The sequence below is a fragment of the Agaribacter marinus genome (assembly GCF_030160655.1).
GTDB classification, from domain to species: Bacteria; Pseudomonadota; Gammaproteobacteria; order Enterobacterales; family Alteromonadaceae; genus Glaciecola; species Glaciecola marina.
Genome location: NZ_BSOT01000005.1, coordinates 1,531,462 through 1,550,621 on the forward strand (window position 1 = coordinate 1,531,462; position 19,160 = coordinate 1,550,621).

Below are 19,160 nucleotides of genomic sequence, written 5' to 3' on the forward strand. Positions count from 1 at the left end.
TCAGACTCCCATACCGAAACTTGTGGCAAGGGTGCCAAAAATCAGATTCCAGCCATCTACAAGCACAAATAACATCAACTTAAATGGCAGTGACACGATCATTGGCGACAACATCATCATCCCCATTGCCATTAATATTGACGCGACAACTAAGTCGAGGATTAAGAAAGGCAAAAACAACATAAAACCTATTTGAAACGCGGTTTTCAATTCGCTGGTCACAAATGCAGGAATCAGCACCGTAAGTGGTACTTCTGAAGGGTCTGCAAACTGACCTTCGTACCCGCCAATTTTTACAAAGGTTTCTAAATCAGTCATACGTGTTTGACCAAGCATAAACTCGCGCATTGGCGCCTTCGCATTTTCAAAAGCTTGCTTCGAGGTCATTGTTTCATTTAAGTATGGTTGCAAGGCAGTTTCATTAATTTCTTCAAACACCGGTGCCATGATAAACATCGACAGGAACAAGCTAACGCCAATCAGTATTTGGTTTGACGGCGACTGTTGTAAGCCAATCGCTTGTCGCAATATCGATAAAACAACAATAATCCGCGTAAATGAGGTCATCATCATCACAAACGCTGGTATTAAGCTTAGCGCCGTCATAATGAATAGCGCTTGTAAGGTCATCGAATAGTCGGTTGTACCGTCATCATTGGTGGTCACCGTTACCGCTTGTAAGCCCCCTTGCTGTTGTGCAAATACATCCAAGCTACACAGGGATATGATGCATAAAACAACAAGTGAAAAGAATCCTTTATGCATCAGTGTTTCCTTTATTATTTTTGTTTACTTTGCCAGAAATGCCTTGCGCCATTGCTTGCACTAGTTTTTGTTGAAAGCCTTGCTGTCCGTTATCTTGATTAACCGGGTTTTGCTTGTTTGTGTTGAGTGGTGTATCCAAGGTCGCAAGATGATTGATGTTGTGTGCAGTCACGCCAAGCAAATGCTGCTCGTCGCCGACCTCAATCACCATCACTTTTTCTTTTGCGCCAGCCATCATGCTCGCGACGACGCGCATTTGACCATTCCCGGCTTGAGTGACATTAAACCGACGCATTAAATACGCGAGCGCAAAAATAATGGCGATCACGAACAACAGCGACAAAAATATCGAAATGAAAGTACTGGTTGAGCTGAGCTCATTACCAGTATCTTGTGCATAAGAAAGGGGAGATAAAAGCGTTAAAAATGCAGCGTAAGAAGCTGTTAAATAACGCTTTTTGTTATTTTTTCTATTTAAGTTTTTTAATTCTTTCGACTTGACTAATAACATCCGTTAACCGAATACCAAATTTATCGTTAATCACTACTACTTCCCCATGAGCAATCAACGTGCCATTTACTAATACATCTAATGGCTCTCCGGCAACGCGGTCTAATTCAACAACTGAACCTTGGTTCAATTGCAGTAAATTTCTGATACTTATATTGGTTCTACCAACTTCCATCGAAATCGTCACAGGAATGTCTAGAATCGTATCTAGTTTTTTTGAATCCGTACCTGTGATGACATCTTCAGACAATTCGTCGAGTTCTGCTGCTTCTGCAGCCTCAACTTCAGCGGCAGCTTCCTCTTCGGCTTCAGCATCCGCTTGTTCGGCCATCGCAGCGCCCCAATCATCCAAGCCTTCGTCTTCTTCACTCATCGTTATATCCTCTTTAAAATTCCTGCTAAATCTTCTTCCAAGACCTGCAGTTCGGCGTCACTATCAATCACTTTTCCGTTTTTGGTGAAAGAGTTTAATTCTGATTTGACCGATACTGGCCTTGGGATTTTATCTGTTATTTTGAGCGCTACCGCGTCTCTGGATTTTCCTAACTTCGCCCTAAATGTGGGTAACTCTTCAACAGAGACGGTGACGACTTCAGGCATATTAATTGGAATAATATCGCCGTCTTTATAATTGACTAAATCGTCCAAGTTAATATTTATGTCCATAAAATGTGCCGTAATACCCACTTGCACATCCATGATTTCGTCTCGTAATGCTTTACTCCATCTAAAATCGGTATCTTCTTTGTCAGTTTGTACACCAGCATCCAACATGTCTCTTATGGGCTCTAACATGGAATAAGGTAGAGATACATGAAAATCCCCCCCACCGCCGTCTAACTCAATATGGAATGAACTGATCACCACGACTTCCGTCGGACTTACAATATTTGCCATTGCTGGGTTTACTTCAGAATCGAGATATTCAAACGAAACGTCCATTACCGGCGCCCATGCTTCTTTGTAATCTTCAAAGATTAGCTTTAAAAGCATTTGAATGATTCGACGCTCTGTTGGCGTAAATTCCCGTCCTTCAATTTTTGCATGGTAGCGACCATCACCACCAAAAAAGTTATCTACCATGATAAATACCAGCCGCGCTTCCATGGTAATCAGGCCGGTACCTTTTAAAGGGCGAAATCTCACCATGTTCAAACTGGTTGGTACAAACAAGGTATGTATGTATTCACCAAACTTAATCATTTGAATACCGTTAATCGATACCTCAGCTGACCGCCGCATCATATTAAAAAGACTTACGCGCATGTGCCGTGCAAAGCGTTCGTTCACAAGTTCCAAGGTAGGCATTCGCCCACGTACGATGCGGTCTTGAGAAGAAAAGTCATATTCGAGCGCCGAACCATCATGTTCAACCTCTTCAATTTCTTCCTCTTCGACATCGTCTACTCCATGGAGTAGCGCGTCAATCTCGTCTTGTGATAATAAATCGCTCACGTTTTGACTACCCTGTTTTAATCAACTTACTTATTGAATCACGAACCCAGTGAACAGTACTTGTTCTACCAATGGGTTCCCTTCTAGATCATTCATCACTTGTCTTACTTGCGCGGTAGATTTTTCACGCAAATTCTTTTTACCTTGTTCGGTCACTAAGTCGTCCGCACTTGCCGCACTAAACACTTGTAACAAATTGCTTTCAATCATTGGAATATGTGATTTAGCTCTATCAGAGTTTTCTAAACCCCGTACCATCAGTTGTACTTCTATTTGCACAAGCCTTTCACGGGCAACACCAGGCGAATTAAACTGAAATGGTCTGGGCATCGCTACATATATCGCCTGTCCTTTATTTTCAGGCATCGAACCATCTGCGCTAGCCGATGACGCCGCCTCACCTTCGGCCGCACTCTCCTCCCCACCCATTAGAAAGAAATATGCACCAGCACCACCACCTAAAAGCACTACGACCGCGATAATAATGATCAGCATCAGCTTGCTTTTTTTCTTACCGCCTTCTTCATCAGTTTTTAAGTCTTCTTCAGCCATGAGCTTGCCTTTTGTGTTCAATTAAGTTGTGTGCTTAAACGCGGTGTCTTAAGCGCTTCGTACTAACCCTTACGTATTAACTGTTGCGTGCACTAGGCATAATAATCAATGCCACCTAAGGTATTACCAGCCACTCGTTGTTCAATGACGTGCGAGTCTGTCACAGATTCGTCAGCCGACGTATCGCTGACGCTACTGCCGCCAGAACCCTGACTACTGGCGTTCTCTTGTTGGCCATCACTCTGCCCACGTGAATCTTGTTGTACCGAAGACTGACCAAGTTCAATGCCTTGTTCTTGCAGCATGTCTCTCAAACGAGGGACTGCTTGATCCAACGCTTCTTTTGCTTGAATCGACTGTACGGTAAAACTCACAGCAGCGGCGTCTCCGCTAAGATTTACTTTAATCTGCATTGCACCTAATTCAGGCGGATCTAATCGTATTTCCGCCGCAGTATTCCTACCGTTTATCATCCAACGTACTTTTTCTACAAGTTGTTGCTGTCCATCAGGTTTGAAAATATTTACCGCTTTATCTAAGGCGCTCGCTTGCTGCGCAGACAATTTAGTACTTCCTGACGCACTTTCCATGCTCTGTGCAAAACTCTGACCAACTTTTTCAAGTGTGATTGATTCAGAAGGTGTGAGTAAGCCTTGTGCATGTAAATTTTGCGCTTGTACACTGCTGGCAAGATTCAGCATCGCGCTAAATTGATTTAAGTTTGGCTCAAGTTTCACTTGTGCTGCAGGGGTAAAATCAATGTCACTTTTTTGCATTGCCTCCGCGACAAGTGACTTTAAATCCAAACCGGGTTCACGGCCTTGCTTTATTTGCTCTTTAAATTCCTTAATACCGCTTTGTAACGCGGCGATAAATTCATTGCCTTTGGCGTCTTGTTTGATCTCTGGCACAATTGATTCGAGACGTTGCTTTAAATTTTCCAACGCTTTGTTTATACGCTCTTCATCTAGACCTGCTAGCTTCTCAATTGTATTTTGGTTTTGATTCGTCGATGGGTTCACTTTTATCTGAACATCTGCGTTATTTTTTAACTGCTCACCGTTTTGTTGCAACGAGTGATGTTCAGCAGCGCCAGCAAACGCAATATCTTTGACACTTAACTCTGAACCGTCACCTTGCACTTGCGCTGCTGGTGTCAGAAGTTCGTCACTAGCAATTTCGGCAATTTGCGCACTTGCGTCTTTCATTTGCTTGATGTTCTGCTGCTCATTGTTTACAGCATCAAGCTTATGGTTTTGTTCCGTTGTTTGTCCTGCAGATACTGCTTGAGCCAATGCGTCTAATACTTCATCTGACGCATCAACTGGCTGCTGCAGCAGCTCTGTCATTAAGCTTGCATCTAGCTTTTTTTCAGTTTCAGTTGAAGTTGATACATTTTTTTGATCCGCAAGTTGAGAAAGCAGTTTATTAACCGCTTCTTCAAGGCGCTTTAATTCTTCAGAAGACAAACTTGCTTGCTCGCGATTACCTTGTTGCGCTAACAAAATGGCTTGCAGTTCTTCTTGAGTAATATGTACTAACGCAAAATCTGCTAATGCATCATCAATAGAATCAAGCGGCACATCCTGAATATCTGTACTTTTACTGTCCGCTTCTGTTTGGGCAATACTTTCATTCAGTGCTAACTGCAGCGCGGCAAATTTTTCTTCATCCTCGGTCAACGAATGCTGCGCATCGGCGTCCTCAGCACTCAATTCTTTTATTAAGGACACATAGTTTATGTAGTCAAATTCAGCGTTATCTTCAGCCAAAATTTGGTCTAACTTTTCCCTGTTTTCTTGTGTCACTGCAAAATCACTTTCAACGCTATCATCACTGGAATCATTGGCATTAGAACGATTGGCCGAGCTGTCTTCTGCATTTGATATTCCTGCTGAAGATTTGTTGTTATTTTCATCTGTGGCAGGTTCAGCATCATGTTTGCCCGCATCGGCCGAATTTGACGTCTTACTACTTTGCTTATCCAATGGCGTATTTGCGGCCTGCGAGCCATTGTCGTTTGCTTGTTTATAGCCCGATGCCTCATCGTGTTTACTTTCAGTGCGATTTGGTGCATCACCTTGCATTTTTTCGGCACGCACTTTTGCATTTTCAAATGCTGACGTTGTGTCACGTGACTGCTGTAAAACTAGCGCAAAATCAGTGCCATTCGCCGGCTCTACTTTTACATCAAACGGCAATGTAGACGTGGCAACATCTGATGTTTTAGTGGCAATTTGTTGCATCATACTGAATGTATCCTGTAGCAATTAAATAACGTTAACATGTTGAAATATATAGCTTTTTGTAAATTACCCATGTCTGTTATAGTAGATTTTGCAAACGCCATACCACTTTTAGTTACCTGAACGCGCAGCTTGCAACGCAGACCACTAACAGACTCACAATGATTAAATATCGGTATACAAGCATTTAATTTCATCACTGCGTATAAATTAACGCACGCACATCACAACTAGGCTTAGTATTGTGTCTAGATAAAGTACCTGACTAGTTCGTCGAAATAATATGAAAAATAAAGCCTTAATATTTCTCACTACTTTCATTCTAATCACATGTCTATGCGAACGTAGCTTTGCAAACCTAGTTATCAATGGAGACTTTGAGTCGTCGGATGTAAGAACAAACACTTGGCGCTGGTTTACCGCAGACAATGTTGACGGTTGGGAGGGCAGTAATGTTGAAGTATGGGATTCATTTAGAGGCATTGATGCATATAGCGGCACTCAATTTGCCGAGCTCAACGCACATGCAAACCGGGGACAAGCATTTACGATTTTTCAGTCCTTGCAAACAGAAATAGACAACCTTTATGATCTAACGTTTGCTTATAGAGCAAGGCGAAACAATAGTGAAGCGTTCTCTGTATCATTATCAACGGATAGTACCTTACTTTTCTCAAACACCCTCACAGATCATACAACATCAAATTGGAGTATCTTTAGGCATCAATTCGTTGCAACAAGTGAACTAACGCGTATTTCGTTCACGTCTATTTTCCCGCGAAAAGGCACTGTCGGTAATTTTTTGGATGATATACAGGTCGTTGAGCACCCGACACTGACAACGCAAAGTGCGCTAGTATCTGGCCCAACAACTGCAGGTTTGTTTGCATTATCATTTGTACTGATCACTGCGTTTTTTTATCGAAGAAAACGTCAAGCGTAAAAAATAAATTGTTGGCCTATCTTTTGATTTATTCATGTGGATCACTTCGCATATCTTCTACAACGCCCTCATCTTCCCAAAATAAAGCGACAAGCAAAACAGCAATTTGAAGCACATAAAACCATGACGGGTTTAACACGATTGTGTTAGTACCAAATGATAGTAATGTAATTGTCATTACATAGAGCAATACGAGTCCGAAGTATTTCATTTATTGAAATCTCAAAATTTTGTCTGTTAGCTGAAATTACGACGTTAATTTGAGAAAGTTGCGATTTTTTCCACTACGCAGTTATCTTCAACGTATTATTCGTCGATACACTGTTCTTCAACGCAGGGGACCCTGAAGAAGAAGCAACGCTTATACGGTTGAACATTAGGAGCTATGGGTTTTTCGATAAAACTGTTGTAATGAAAATTCATCAAACAATTTTTGCTCTTGACGGGTTTGGGTTAAATGACGTTTTGCTTTTGATTTATCAATCAATTTGTCTATGGCTTTCGCTTTTGCTTCTTGCGCCAACCATTGTGTTTTACGTTGATCACTCACGAGTACTGCTTGATTTATAATTTGTACTTGCTGCTGACACGCTTTATCTAGTTTTCCAACAAAATTCTGATGTTGAATAAGTGCTTTTGCACCCACACCATTCGCTACCTTTTGTTTTATTTGTTGCAAATAATCTAAACGATATTGCTCAAGGCCAGCGAGTTTTTGCTGGTTTTCAAACAAATATTGCTTCGCCTGTTGGTATTGTTGCAACAAGGACTTAGACTTTTTATCCTCTAGCGTTGCCACCAAACCCAATTGCTCAATACTTGCCATAACTTACATTTCCGCTCGGCATTACATGTATAAAATACATCATCGACCAGTCGCCTTTAACCCACTGGCTAAGGTAGTCATTGTCTCGGTTGATTGCTCAAAACCGATCACTTGCAAGGTTTGTTGCTGTAAAAATGCATTAATGGCAGGCGCCGCTGCAATAGACAAATCAATCACAGGATCGCTTCCTTTAGCATACGCCCCAAGGTTAATTAAATCTTTATTTTGCTGATAAGCAGAATAAACACGTTTAATATCACGTGCAGCAATTTGATGCTCTGGTGACACTACTTGTGGCATAACACGCGATATAGAGGATTCAATATCTATCGCCGGATAATGCCCTGATTCCGCCAATTGACGGGACAACACGATGTGTCCGTCTAATATAGCCCGAGCCGCATCCGCGATAGGGTCTTGAAGGTCATCACCTTCAGTTAATACCGTATAAAATGCGGTAATAGACCCTTGATATTCGTTCCCGTTTCCTGCGCGTTCGACCAACGCAGGTAATTTAGCAAATACCGACGGTGGATACCCTTTTGTTGCCGGGGGTTCTCCCACAGCCAAGGCAATTTCGCGCTGCGCCATCGCATAGCGTGTAAGAGAATCGATCAACAGCAACACATTCTTGCCTTGATCACGGAAATATTCTGCAATTGTGACAGCCGTCTCACTTCCCTTCAAGCGCATTAAAGGCGAGGTATCTGCGGGTGCAGCAACTACCACAGCTTTTTTTCGTTCTTCTTCAGACAAAATGTCTTCAATAAATTCTTTTACTTCTCGACCACGCTCACCAATTAAGCCAACTACGACAACATCCGCCGTCGTTCCTCTGGTCATCATACCCATTAGCACACTTTTACCCACGCCACTGCCGGCAAACAAGCCCATTCGTTGACCTTTGCCGACGGTAATAACGCTGTTAATTGCTCTTACACCAACGTCTAAAGGTTCGCTGACGGGTTTTCGTTGCAAAGGGTTAATTGGCGGTGGCGACGTTGACGCTCTTAATTTGGTCTTAATTGGTCCCTTTTCATCTAGCGGATGACCATTTGCATCAATCACTCTGCCTAATAAATTTTCGCCCACGGGTAAACCAGCGTCACGCGCCAATGGCTCAACCATTGAACCTGGCACAATACCTTGGATAGATTCGACAGGCATTAGGTAGGTCACATTGTTTGCAAATCCAACGACTTCAGCTTCTACCTTGCCGTTAACAGTCCTCACTAAACAACGTCCGCCGATAGGAATATGACAGCCTACCGCTTCTAAGGTAAGGCCAACGCCACGCACCAATTTACCTGACGTAATTGGCGCAGGCTCAATTAGGTTTTCTCGTAATTCCCGAAAAGAATTAATCAGCTCTTGGGTCATTAGCAATACCTTGTGCTTGTAACACTTGGCTAAACACTTGGTGCGTGCGCCGTTCAATCGACATATCTACCGCATTATTTTCAGTCGTTATTTTGCAGCCGCCTTTCGCGACGTCATCGGCAACCTGTAAGATTGAAGACTTGAGTTTAGCACCTAACTCTTGAGATTCTGCTTGTGTATCCTCTTGCCTTGACGCCAGATAGGTTTCTACCGTCGCCATATCTTCACGATTCAAATAAATTTTATATTCAATTTCATGCATCGGTAGCGCAGACAAACCTTTGTTAATTGCCTCGATGATAATCGATTCATCTTCTTCTATGGTTTTTAATACAATAGACTTTGCCAGTGCAGTAGCGAGTAAAGCCACTTCTTTTTGAACATCCGTTGTGACTTTTTGCAATGGCGTAGACAACTGTTGAATGATGTTTTCGAAATTCGCTAATTGCGCATTTGTGTCAGTACTGGCGTCAGTTAAGCCAACTTGATAACCTTCTTCTTTCCCAGATAAAAGACCTTCTTCTTTTCCTTTTTCAAAGCCTTCGGTTTTGCCTGCGTCAAAACCCTCTTTGTGACCAGCAGTAAGCCCATCTTGATAAGCGGCTTGGCGAATTTCTTCAATTTGCTCAGCGGTGAGTGGTTTAGCGTCTTCATCTTGCCCTTCAGGAGGTTCAAATTGCCATCTGTTTACTGGGCGATTAAATGCATCTGTTTTTTCTTCATGCTTCGCAAGCGCATCGTCTACTGAAGGTAAATTCCATACCTTAGCCCCAGTAAAATCAATATCTTCTTCTATCTCTTCACTCATAACAGCGGTGCTCTATACAAACTCTTCACCGCCACCACCACTTAGCATAATTTCGCCTGAGTCGGCCAATTTACGCGCAACAGACAAAATCTCTTTTTGCGCTGTTTCAACTTCACTTAAACGCACGGGCCCCATTGCTTCGATATCATCAAGTAACATATCTGCTGCACGCTTCGACATGTTATTGGTAATTTTATCTTTAAGTTCGACGTCTGCACCTTTGATTGCTTTCATTAAACTTTCTTGTTGTACTTCGCGCAGAATAGCCTGAATGCCTCTGTCATCTACGTCAATTAAGTTGTCAAACACAAACATAAGATCTTGTATTTGTTGACTCATTTCTTCGTCTTGCTCACGAATTGCATCCATTAACTGATTTTCAATGCCAGTATCGAGGTAGTTCATAATATTTGCAGCTGACTTTAAACCACCCATTTTGGCTGCTTGCGCGCCTGCTTGACCTGCAAATTGTTTTTCCATTATTTCATTTAACTCTTGTAGTGCTGCCGGTTGTACTTCTTCCAAATTAGCGACACGCATAAGTAAATCAAGACGCACTTTCTCTGGGAACTGAGCAAGTATTTCAGCAGACTGTTCAGGTTCAAGGTAAGACATAACAATTGTTTGAATCTGCGGGTGCTCATTTCGAATAATGTTGGCCACTTGTTTTGAGTCCATCCATTTAAGTGATTCAAGGCCTTTCGCCCCACTACCAGCCATGATTTGGTCAAGTAAATGCGCAGCTTTATCTTCACCCAAGGCCGCAACAAGCGCTCGACGAACAAAGTCTTCACTCTTAAAGCCTATCGTGGAGTAATTCTGAATTTCTTCGATAAAGTGTTTATGCACTGCACTTATTTTTTGCTGTGTCATGTCATCCATGCCAGCCATCGCAGTCCCCAGAATTTGCACCTGTTTAGGCTCCATAAACTTGAGGATTTGCGCCGCATCGTCTTCAGATAAACTAAGTAATAATATTGACGCTTTTTCTAAACCATCTAGCTTACTAACGTCATAATCTTGTTCTGCTATTTCTTGACCTTCTTCAACCGGCACAATAACACCTACTCATCTTCTAATAGCCATCCACGCACAACTTGCGCAGACAATTCAGGCTCATTTGATACTAATGCTCTTACTGCTTTGAGCACATCTTCATCTTTATGTAAATTAGGCAGCATCAGCGACCCGTCAGCGGCAAACCCGACTTGACTCTCGTCGAACTCATCGCTAAGCATATCAATGGTTTCATCACCTAAATCAAGCTCCATATCGCCCAACTCTTCTGCAACCGGCACATCAGCTTCTGGGAACAGCAGTTTCTTAAGCATTGGGCGCACTACTGCAAGAATTAATACAATAATGACCGCTGCGCCAACCACTAACTTAAGTACTGGCATGAAAAATGGCTTTTCCCAAAAGGGCATGTCTTTAATCTCGCCGAGATCCATTCGATTAAATGGAATACTCACTACTTCGAGCGAGTCACCTCGAGTTACGTCGAAGCCAATGCCGCCTTGCAGCAGTCGCCGAATATTCATGAGTTCTTGTTGTGGCATAGCCGTCGATGTGGTCTCTCCCTCTGCCGAGGTCGTAGATACATGATCAACTGCTACTGACACACTTAAGCGACGAATAACGCCAGACTGTTGTTTGGTATGGCTTATTGTAGTATCTAGTTCGAAATTACGGGTTTGTTCTTTACTGCTATTGCCTGGCACCGGGCGCTCACTGCCATCGCCAATTGCATCTTCAGGAATGTCAGAATCTAGTGGCGGCTGATTTGTCAATGCGCCGGGAATGCCTGCGATGACATTACCCACACTATTTGTTTCAGATATCATTTCACTGCGCACAGCAGGTAAATCCGGGTTGTACCGTCGTTGCGTTTGTTCCACGGCGGTAAAATCCATGCTAACGTCAACTTGTGCAGTATAATTTCCTAAACCTAAGACAGGGATGAGAATCGAATCAATTTTTTGTCTATATTCGTCTTCACGCTTTTTTTCTAATTCATATTCTTTACGCGCACGTGCGCTTACCGAGTTCTGTGAACCTGAATTCAATAAGCGACCGTTGTTGTCTGTAACAGTGACATTTGCAGGCTCCATTCCCTGCACTGCTGATGCCACAATATCAACAATGGCGTCAACTTCTTCACCGCCTAGTACTGCACCGCGGCTAGCCGTAACAACCACTGTCGCTGTTGCATTCTTCTTACGGCGTGAAAATACATTTTCTTTCGGTAAGGCTAATAGTACCCGAGCTTTCCCGACCGCATTTATGTCTTCAATTGTTCTGGCAATTTGTTGTTCTCTGGCATGTTTTAAACGTTCTAACTCTAATCGTTGACTAACACCAAAGCCCATGTCTTGCATGATGATATCTGTACCTGAGTCATCTTTTTGTTGAATACCAGAACGTACCATACCAAGTTGAATATCTTTGTACTCTTTATCCACCACATAAATGGTGTTGCCTTCTATTTTGTAGTCCACTTGGTTTTGATCTAAGTAGTCCAAAGTTTCAATCATCTCTTGCGGCTGCATTTGCGCTAAAGGACGATAGTTTGGCTCCTTTGACCACAAAAAGATAAAGAAAGCGATTGCCACACAAATTACAAGCGTGACTATCATGGTAATTTGACGAATAGTCTCCGTATTACTTAAGGTATCAAGCAATACATTTTTAGGTGTTTGCTCTGCGTCGTTACCCATTAAATCATCGGATAACGCTAATTCTGTACTAGAAGACTCTGCCACAACAATAATTCCTTATTAAACCGGCATATTCATGATTGTTTTATATGCTTCAAGTACTTTATTTCGTACCTGTACCGTAGCTTCAAAGGCAATACCAGATTTCTCTTTGGCAACCATGACGTCGACCAAACTCAAATCAGGATCACCCATATCAAAGCGCTGTTGCAAAGTACGAGACTCTTGTTGCATGCCATTTACATTTTCGATAGCTTGCGACAATAAATCGCCGAATTCTGACGCTGATGAGTTTATTTCGAGTCTTTGAACAGGCGCAGGATTTGTAGTGGCTAACGCAGCCATTGACTGCATTTCCTGATACAACGAATTTGCTTTGATATCCATCAGAAAACTCCAAGTGTCATTTTTTTGATTATGTATTGATGATACTTAGCGTTTTAGCAAGGAAAGTGCCAGCTTGGTTAAATATGGCCAGAGAAAGGCAAAAAGAGGCAAAAAAATTCCGCCCAAAGTGGGCGGAAAAGGAAATCGACATCCGTTGTCATTTGCTTACACATAACACTGAGAAAGGTGTTTTAGGTGTTCATTTGTAACATTTTAGCAGGGCAACTCGATCCCCGACTCTCGCATTTTAGCGAGCTTGTATCGCAAGGTCCGCGGGCTTATACCTAGCTTTTCAGCAACGTCTTTTCGTTTACCATGGCACTGCTGCAAGGCATCCAAAATAATTTGATGCTCTTGAAATCGTAATTCTGACCCAAGTAACTTGTTATCGGCTTCAACGTCAAATTCATTAGGCATTTGGCTTGTTTGGACTGGGGCATATTGTTTCGCACTTACTGAAGGTTGTAGCACTTCAATCAACAAGTCTGCAGTATCAATTCGCCCCTCTTCAGCTAAGATCAACGCACGCTGAACAACGTTCTCTAGCTCTCGCACATTTCCGGTCCAAGTATGGTTCATGAGTTTGTGCGCGGCGCCCGCGGTTAACTCAGGAATAGCGGTGTTATTTTGCTGCGAATGTCGTGCAATTAAATGATTTGCTAACGGAATAATATCGCCTGGTCGTTGACTCAAGGGTAACCACGTAATCGGAAAAACATTGAGTCGATAATACAAATCTTCTCTGAACTGACCTTGAGCTACAGCTTCCTTTAAATCCCTATTACTCGTGGCGACAACTCTAACGTTAAGAGAAATAGTTTTGCGTCCGCCTAAACGCTCCACCTCGCGTTCTTGCAAAACACGCAGCAACTTCGCTTGCAATGACAAATCCATTTCCGTAATTTCATCAAGTAATATTGTACCTTCCTGCGCTTGCTCAAATTTGCCGGGGCACGCTTGCACAGCGCCTGTAAATGCGCCTTTTTCATAGCCAAATAGTGTCGCTTCTAGCATGTTCTCTGGGATTGCAGCACAATTAATTGCAACAAAAGGACAATCACTTCTTTTAGACTGGTCGTGTATGTAACGTGAAAGTACTTCTTTACCACTACCGCTAGGCCCTAATACCATCACTGTCGCATCCGACTTTGCTACTTTGCGGGCCAACGCAAGAAGGTTCTTACTCGATTCATCTCCAACAATAGGATCTGTCGACTCAACACGTTGTGCAGGTGCATATCTACCGACCAGATTTAACAGTACTTGCGGCGCAAACGGTTTGGACAAGTAATCCGTCGCACCATCTCTCATTGCTTGAATGGCATCATTAATATTTGCATAAGCCGTCATTAAAATAACGGGCACTTTGGGAAACTTGCTTTTAATATTCTTCAGCAACGACAAACCATCCATGCCCTGCATCTGTATATCACTCACTACCAAGTCAAAGTTCGCTTCAGACAATTTCACAATGGCTGTTTCTGCGCTCTCAACCGGCGTTACTTGGTAACCGCCAAGTAATAAGGTGTCAACCAACGCCTCTCGTAAGCCATGATCGTCTTCAACTATTAATATCTTGGTTTTACTCATGCGCTAGCTCCCATTTCGTGATTTTGAATGTCGTTCATGTTGGTAGTGTTAACACCGTCGTTAGCAATATTGCTTTGTGAATAAATCGGTAAGTAAAGACTAAACCATGCGCCTTGCAGCTCGTTATTACCACAATCGACAAAGCCTTTGTGTGATTTTGCCACTGTATTTACAACCGCGAGGCCAAGCCCCGTACCTTGTGTTTTTGTTGTAAAAAAGGGTTCAAATAGCTGTTGAGGTGTTTTATCCCCCAAACCTTCACCGTTATCTGTTACACAAATTTGCATGTACTGTTTGTTCTGAACAGTAACTTCTACAAATGATAAGGTGACTGATTTTGCATCAATGTTATGCAATGCATGCAAGGCGTTACTCAATAAGTTTCCGACAGCGCCAGCAATTGACGTCAAGTTACCCAAGGTCAAGGTTTGCTTGCATTGATTTTCAATCTTTAGCCTTGCGCCAGCCTGCACAAATTGCGTATCGACTTGCTCAGTACACAAGGTTTGAATAGCTTCACCACTCAATGGTTTGACTATCTGTGAATCACCACTCTTGGCAAATAGAAGCATGTCATTTACTTGTGTTTCTAAATCATATAAACGGCTGATAAGGCGCTCAGAAAAGCGTTCAGCCAGTTCATTATTGGCGGTAATACTTTTTAAATTTTCGGCATACAATAATGCTGAGCTTAATGGTGTTCTTACTTGGTGAGCCAAAGAAGCAACCATTTTACCTAGAGACGACAAGCGCTGCATATGACTTACACGATTTTGTAGTGCGCGAGTTTCGGTCAAATCAGTAATCACTACTAGCTGACCTTTTTCTTCGGTTAGTGGCGAAATATCAATTTTTACCCGCTTACCATTGCGCATAGACACTTCATGACCATCATCTGCCTTAGGGCTAAAAGCACGTTGAATTACCTTGCGCCACAATTCACCAATAAGTGGTTCTTGTAAAAGGGATTTGGCTTGATTATTGGCAAGTGACACCTTACCTTTTTGGTCAATTACAAGCACACCCGCAGGCATAATGGCTAATAAATGAGACAGTCGATTTTGATCTTTAGAAGGCTTTATTGCAGATTGATTTATTACAGAAGACTCTACAGCGAAAGGCGCAATATTAAATGGCGCTTTATCTACGTCGGTATCAAAGGCATGCATCGTTACATCAGATGATTTACTTCCTGATACAACATCAGATTTTTGAATACTCAGAGACATAAAACACTACCTTTAAACTATGATAGTGAGAGTAATGCATCGACTATGCCATATTTTTTATTCTTTATATTTCAATAAGTTGCTAAATTTAGACAACATAATTGACGAAAAATAGACGTCAAAAAGTCGTCAACGCAAAATGGCTATTTATCCGTTATCGGTTTCTTTTTGACGACTGATTTCGTACTTACGCATTTTTTCGACTAAGGTAGTTCTGCGCATTCCCAGTTGATCCGCTGCTCTGGCAACAACCCAGTCTTGAGCATCGAGCGCTTGTCTAATTAAACTTATTTCTAGATCTGATAAGTATTCTTTGAGATTTACCCCATCACTCGGTAGTGCCGTTTCTACCGCGGTAACGGGTGCATCGCTATGAGAATCGCTAGATACCTCAATAACGGGGTTGGCTTCAGCATATCGGAACATGGCGTTAATCGCATCTCTCTCGGCAGCTTCATCGGCAGGTGCATTTTCATGTTGCACCTGACCTGTTTCATCATACTGGTACTTATGAGGCAAATGCTGCAAATCAATCACATGGCTAGGGTGAAGAATAGATAAACGCTCAACCAAATTTGAAAGTTCACGCACGTTCCCTGGCCATGTATGCAGCATAAGAGATTTCATTGCATTTTGAGTAAACTTCACGCTCGCTTGACGCGCACCTTCTAAACGCGAAGCTAGTTCTTGCAATAATAAGGGAATGTCTTGTGCACGCTCTCTTAACGCTGGCGTTTCGATGGGGAAAACATTTAAACGATAAAATAAATCTTCCCTAAATGTACCCTCTTCAATCATTTTTTCTAAATTTCGATGGGTTGCCGCAATAATTCTGACATTACATTTGAGTGTTTTTGCGCCACCGACACGTTCAAAAATTCGCTCTTGTAATACACGTAGCAATTTCACTTGCATTTGGAGTGGCATGTCACCAATTTCATCTAAAAATAGCGTGCCACCTTCAGCCATTTCGAAACGCCCCTTACGGGCAGAAATAGCGCCGGTAAATGCGCCTTTCTCATGTCCAAAGAGTTCACTCTCTAATAAATCGCCTGGAATGGCGCCACAATTCACTGGGACAAAAGGCCCTTTTTGGCGTTTAGACATATAGTGAATATTACGCGCAACGACTTCTTTACCCGTACCTGATTCACCCAAAATAATGACATTAGCTTCGACTGGCGCGACTTGCTCGATTAATTCACGCACTTCAGTGATTCCACGGCTATTACCTACAAGCGAACGGAATAACTTCGTTTTACCACTAACTAAAGAAGAAATGGGTCTATTAGCCGTGTAATAGTCATCGCTCTTACGAAGCAACTCAGTCAGGCTTGGATAAGTGATTGGCTCATACAACGAACCAATTAAATTTTTAAATTCACGATCGCCACTAAGCTGAAAACCAATATTGATAAACGGACTTTCGGGGAATTTTTCTATGGTTTCTTCAGCAATTTCAGGTGTTTCGCCATCAATCAAAACAGCTGAAATAGACTGACTTTTATTGATTGAGTCAAAACAATCTGAATAACTAGTGCTACGGCAACTTTCGCCTAAAAAAGTCAAAATTATTTTTAATGTATCAGTACGAGATTGGTTATCACTAACAATCAGAATTTCACTCATGGGCGCTTTAGCTATTCACTGTTTTGCTTATATAGCGCTAGATACTATCAAAACGTCAGTTTAATGGCACTGTTTATTCGTCAAGATATTGTCTAATAAGTAAGCAAACTAACCGTTTACCAAGGTAATCGTCAATGTTTAGGATAAATAAGCGAACAAATTTATACCGAAGGCCAACGCTTAAATATGAGCGATGTATTTAGACCACCAAACGCAAAGTTATTACTCATGACATAATCAACATGTAGTTCACGACCTTCGTTTCTTATGTAATCTAGTGGCGCACACGCATCATCAACCTCAAGTAAATTAGCCGTTGGATGAAACCAGTTGTTTCGCATAGATTCAATTGCAACCCAAGCTTCCAGTGCTCCACACGCGCCTAAGGTATGACCGGTGTAGCTCTTTAATGCGCTAATCGGAATATTTCGACCAAAGACTTTTTCGGTAGCATGCGTTTCAGCTATATCACCGCGGTCAGTCGCCGTGCCGTGTGCACTCACATAACCTATTTGTTCTGAGGATAAGTCAGCATCTTGCAGCGCTAAGCGAATAACTTTTTCCATGTTTTCAGACGACGGTTGAGTAATGTGGCGACCGTCAGAGTTAGCACCAAAACCCACAAGTTCAGCATAAATATTAGCACCGCGCGACAGCGCATATTCTAGCTCTTCTAAAACCAATGTACCTGCGCCTTCACCAATAACGAGTCCATCCCTATCTTTGTCAAATGGGCGAGGCGTTAGCTCCGGTGAACCATTCATAGTACTTGTGGCATACAGCGTATCAAAGACCGCCGCTTCAGTGGCACATAAATGTTCGCATCCACCGGCTAACATAACCGTTTGCTGTCCAAACTTTATTGCCTCATATGCTTGTCCGATACCTTGGCTGGCAGAAGTACAAGCACTCGAGGTCGTATAAACTCTGCCTTGCAGCCCAAAGTAAATGCCAATATTAACCGGCGCTGTGTGCGCCATCATTTTAATATACGTATTGGCATTCAAACCTTCGCAGTTGTCGTGCAATAACATGTTTCCAAAATCACCGATTGCCCCAGTATCACCGGCAGAAGATCCATAAGAAACACCTGTCTGGCCACTTTTTAGAATATCATTGCCCAGTAAACCTGCGTCAACTAAGGCATTTTCAGCACTTACTACCGCTAACTGTGCAACTCTTCCCATGCTTCTGAGGTCTTTTCTAGAATAATGGGAAGGCACTTCAAATTTATCAACGGGTGCACCTAAGCGAGTATTTAATCCGTCATACCTATCCCACTCAGGCATGGCAACTACGCCTGTATTTCCCAATCGTAAATTATTCGCTATTGTTTCCCAGTTACTGCCTATTGGTGAAAAACCGGCTATACCAGTGACGACCACTCTTTTCATTAATACATTCCACCGTTCACAGAAATCACTTGACGTGTGACATAACCAGCGTCTTCAGACATCAAAAACCCAACAGTCGCGGCTACTTCTTCCGATTTCCCCATGCGTTGCATAGGAATCAACTTCATCGCTTCATCGACATGCGTTAATTCTTCAGTCATCTCTGTTTCAATCATTCCGGGCGCAACGCAGTTTACTGTAATTTTGCGCTTCGCCAGCTCTACTGCTAAGGCTTTTGTCGCCCCAATGATCCCAGCTTTTGATGCGCTATAATTTACTTGACCTCGATTACCCATTACACCCGAAACAGAAGACAACGTCACAATTCGTCCAGGCTTTCGGCGCCTTATCATTGGCATCATAACCGGGTGTAGCACATTGTAAAAACCGTCTAGGTTAGTATGGACCACCAAATCCCATTCGTCTGCGGGAATCGCAGGAAACGCATTGTCGCGCGCGATACCAGCATTGCATACAACACCATAATAGGCCCCATATTCTTCTATATCTGCTTCCAATACTTCTCGGGTTTGCTCACGATTAGCAATATCAAAGCAAAGTACTCTTGTTTTTTGACCTTCACGTTCAATTTGCGCGCGTACTTCTTCAGCTTTAGCCACTGAACTTCTGCAATGTAAGACAATATCGAAGCCCTGCTTCGCCAAACGAACAGCAATTGCCGCACCGATCCCTCTACTGGAACCGGTTACCAATATTGTTTGACTCAA

19 protein-coding genes are annotated in these 19,160 nt (G+C 42.5%); 1 reads left to right on the forward strand and 18 read right to left on the reverse strand.

Annotated elements, in window-relative coordinates; all coding sequences use genetic code 11:
- From fliP to QQK00_RS08310, 6 genes are all read right to left on the reverse strand, one after another.
- Positions 1-765, reverse strand: coding sequence for a flagellar type III secretion system pore protein FliP (gene fliP, locus QQK00_RS08285; protein WP_284217003.1), 765 nt, complete (start codon positions 763-765; stop codon positions 1-3).
- Positions 758-1,276, reverse strand: a complete 519-nt coding sequence (fliO, locus tag QQK00_RS08290) for a flagellar biosynthetic protein FliO (RefSeq protein WP_284217004.1) — start codon at positions 1,274-1,276, stop codon at positions 758-760. Before fliO ends, fliP begins: the two co-directional genes overlap by 8 nt.
- Positions 1,236-1,649 (reverse strand): flagellar motor switch protein FliN, encoded by a 414-nt coding sequence (fliN, locus tag QQK00_RS08295; RefSeq protein WP_284217005.1) that lies wholly within the window; start codon positions 1,647-1,649, stop codon positions 1,236-1,238. Before fliN ends, fliO begins: the two co-directional genes overlap by 41 nt.
- Before the next feature lie 2 nt (positions 1,650-1,651).
- Positions 1,652-2,731, reverse strand: a complete 1,080-nt coding sequence (gene fliM / locus QQK00_RS08300) for a flagellar motor switch protein FliM (RefSeq protein ID WP_284217006.1) — start codon at positions 2,729-2,731, stop codon at positions 1,652-1,654.
- A gap of 30 nt (positions 2,732-2,761) precedes the next feature.
- Positions 2,762-3,283, reverse strand: a complete 522-nt coding sequence (gene fliL / locus QQK00_RS08305) for a flagellar basal body-associated protein FliL (protein WP_284217007.1) — start codon at positions 3,281-3,283, stop codon at positions 2,762-2,764.
- A gap of 92 nt (positions 3,284-3,375) precedes the next feature.
- Positions 3,376-5,532, reverse strand: a complete 2,157-nt coding sequence (locus QQK00_RS08310; RefSeq protein WP_284217008.1) for a flagellar hook-length control protein FliK — start codon at positions 5,530-5,532, stop codon at positions 3,376-3,378.
- A gap of 280 nt (positions 5,533-5,812) precedes the next feature.
- Between QQK00_RS08310 and QQK00_RS08315 the strand changes: the two genes are divergently transcribed.
- Positions 5,813-6,472: a DUF642 domain-containing protein gene (locus QQK00_RS08315; protein ID WP_284217009.1), complete on the forward strand. Its 660-nt coding sequence runs from the start codon at positions 5,813-5,815 to the stop codon at positions 6,470-6,472.
- Positions 6,473-6,500: 28 nt separating this feature from the next.
- Here QQK00_RS08315 and QQK00_RS08320 read toward each other — a convergent pair whose 3' ends face one another.
- The 12 genes from QQK00_RS08320 to QQK00_RS08375 form a co-directional block, all read right to left on the reverse strand.
- Entirely contained in the window at positions 6,501-6,683 is a 183-nt protein-coding gene (locus QQK00_RS08320) for a hypothetical protein (RefSeq protein WP_284217010.1), read from the reverse strand.
- Positions 6,684-6,848: 165 nt separating this feature from the next.
- A complete protein-coding gene (gene fliJ, locus QQK00_RS08325) occupies positions 6,849-7,298 on the reverse strand; it encodes a flagellar export protein FliJ (protein ID WP_284217011.1) in 450 nt (149 codons plus the stop codon).
- A 39-nt stretch (positions 7,299-7,337) separates the two neighbouring features.
- Positions 7,338-8,678, reverse strand: a complete 1,341-nt coding sequence (gene fliI, locus QQK00_RS08330; RefSeq protein WP_284217012.1) for a flagellar protein export ATPase FliI — start codon at positions 8,676-8,678, stop codon at positions 7,338-7,340.
- Positions 8,659-9,486: a FliH/SctL family protein gene (locus QQK00_RS08335; protein ID WP_284217013.1), complete on the reverse strand. Its 828-nt coding sequence runs from the start codon at positions 9,484-9,486 to the stop codon at positions 8,659-8,661. The genes fliI and QQK00_RS08335 overlap by 20 nt, the downstream gene beginning before the upstream one ends.
- 12 nt (positions 9,487-9,498) lie before the next feature.
- Positions 9,499-10,542, reverse strand: coding sequence for a flagellar motor switch protein FliG (gene fliG, locus QQK00_RS08340; RefSeq protein WP_284217014.1), 1,044 nt, complete (start codon positions 10,540-10,542; stop codon positions 9,499-9,501).
- Positions 10,543-10,550: 8 nt separating this feature from the next.
- Complete coding sequence (fliF, locus tag QQK00_RS08345) at positions 10,551-12,248, reverse strand: flagellar basal-body MS-ring/collar protein FliF (protein ID WP_284217015.1); 1,698 nt, start codon at positions 12,246-12,248, stop codon at positions 10,551-10,553.
- A gap of 15 nt (positions 12,249-12,263) precedes the next feature.
- Positions 12,264-12,590 (reverse strand): flagellar hook-basal body complex protein FliE, encoded by a 327-nt coding sequence (gene fliE / locus QQK00_RS08350; RefSeq protein WP_284217016.1) that lies wholly within the window; start codon positions 12,588-12,590, stop codon positions 12,264-12,266.
- A gap of 213 nt (positions 12,591-12,803) precedes the next feature.
- A complete protein-coding gene (locus QQK00_RS08355; protein ID WP_284217017.1) occupies positions 12,804-14,180 on the reverse strand; it encodes a sigma-54-dependent transcriptional regulator in 1,377 nt (458 codons plus the stop codon).
- Entirely contained in the window at positions 14,177-15,409 is a 1,233-nt protein-coding gene (locus QQK00_RS08360) for a sensor histidine kinase (protein ID WP_284217018.1), read from the reverse strand. The genes QQK00_RS08355 and QQK00_RS08360 overlap by 4 nt, the downstream gene beginning before the upstream one ends.
- 147 nt (positions 15,410-15,556) lie before the next feature.
- Positions 15,557-17,038 (reverse strand): sigma-54 dependent transcriptional regulator, encoded by a 1,482-nt coding sequence (locus tag QQK00_RS08365; protein ID WP_284217019.1) that lies wholly within the window; start codon positions 17,036-17,038, stop codon positions 15,557-15,559.
- A gap of 161 nt (positions 17,039-17,199) precedes the next feature.
- Positions 17,200-18,432: a beta-ketoacyl-ACP synthase gene (locus QQK00_RS08370; RefSeq protein WP_284217020.1), complete on the reverse strand. Its 1,233-nt coding sequence runs from the start codon at positions 18,430-18,432 to the stop codon at positions 17,200-17,202.
- Positions 18,432-19,160 (reverse strand): 3-ketoacyl-ACP reductase FabG2, encoded by a 729-nt coding sequence (locus tag QQK00_RS08375; RefSeq protein WP_284217021.1) that lies wholly within the window; start codon positions 19,158-19,160, stop codon positions 18,432-18,434. The genes QQK00_RS08370 and QQK00_RS08375 overlap by 1 nt, the downstream gene beginning before the upstream one ends.